An 897-nucleotide genomic window follows, 5' to 3' on the forward strand; every position below is an offset into this window, starting at 1 on the left:
ATCTTATCCATCGGAGATATACAGAAAGTACTGGCGAAGCTCCTGAAAGAGAAAATATCAATACGAGATCTTGTTACGATATTCGAGGCAATGGCGGATTACGGGACTTATACGAAAGACCCTGACATCCTGACCGAATATGTTCGCCAAGCGTTATCTCGCCAGATTACGTTACAATACGCAGCTCCTAATGATTCATTGAAGGTCATTACAATCGGACCGTCGCTTGAGAAGAAAATTGCCGAAAGCGTCCAACAAACTGATCAAGGCTCATACTTGGCGCTTGATCCGAACGCCTCCCAAACGATCTATCAGAAAGTATCTGAGCAGGTGACACGTATGATCCAGCATGGACAACAGCCTGTTATTCTGGCATCGCCTACGATACGCATGTACTTACGGCAATTGTTAGAACGAACGATGCAGGACATTACCGTGTTGTCCTACAGTGAGCTTGAACCGAGTGCCGAAATTCAAAGCGTTGGGGTGGTTAATTTATGAGAGTGAAACGCTATGTTGTCGATTCCATGCCGGACGCGCTCCAACGTATTCGTTCTGATCTAGGGAAGGATGCCGTCATCCTGAATACGAAGGAAATTCGATCAGGTGGCTTCTTGGGAATGTTCGGTAAGAAGAAGATAGAAGTCATCGCGGCTACGGACAATAGTGGAACAACAGCGGCGCCATCGCCTCTCAAGCCGCCTGTGGCGATGAATTCATCAACTGCAGCAGCAGTATCGGGTACTGCGGGTGTAAGTTCCAGCACACTCCCGTCCACTCCCGTTACGATTGCAAGCGCAACAAACGCATACGGGAGAGAGAATCAAATGGTTTTCCCTACGGTAAGCAACTCTCAAGCGGCAGCTGCAATCGCGACAATGGATGAAGTCATTGTTC

At 48.0% G+C, this 897-nt stretch carries 1 protein-coding gene and 1 pseudogene; both read left to right on the top strand.

Going from position 1 to position 897, the window contains the following annotated elements:
• The coding region (locus AC1DWB_RS36250) for an FHIPEP family type III secretion protein (protein ID WP_477545886.1) at positions 1 to 501 on the top strand (501 nt) is incomplete at its 5' end.
• Positions 498 to 897: pseudogene (locus AC1DWB_RS36255) on the top strand (flagellar biosynthesis protein FlhF); the annotation flags it as partial. The gene AC1DWB_RS36250 and the pseudogene AC1DWB_RS36255, both read left to right, overlap by 4 nt.

The organism is Paenibacillus sp. P4_E11, assembly GCF_056401635.1.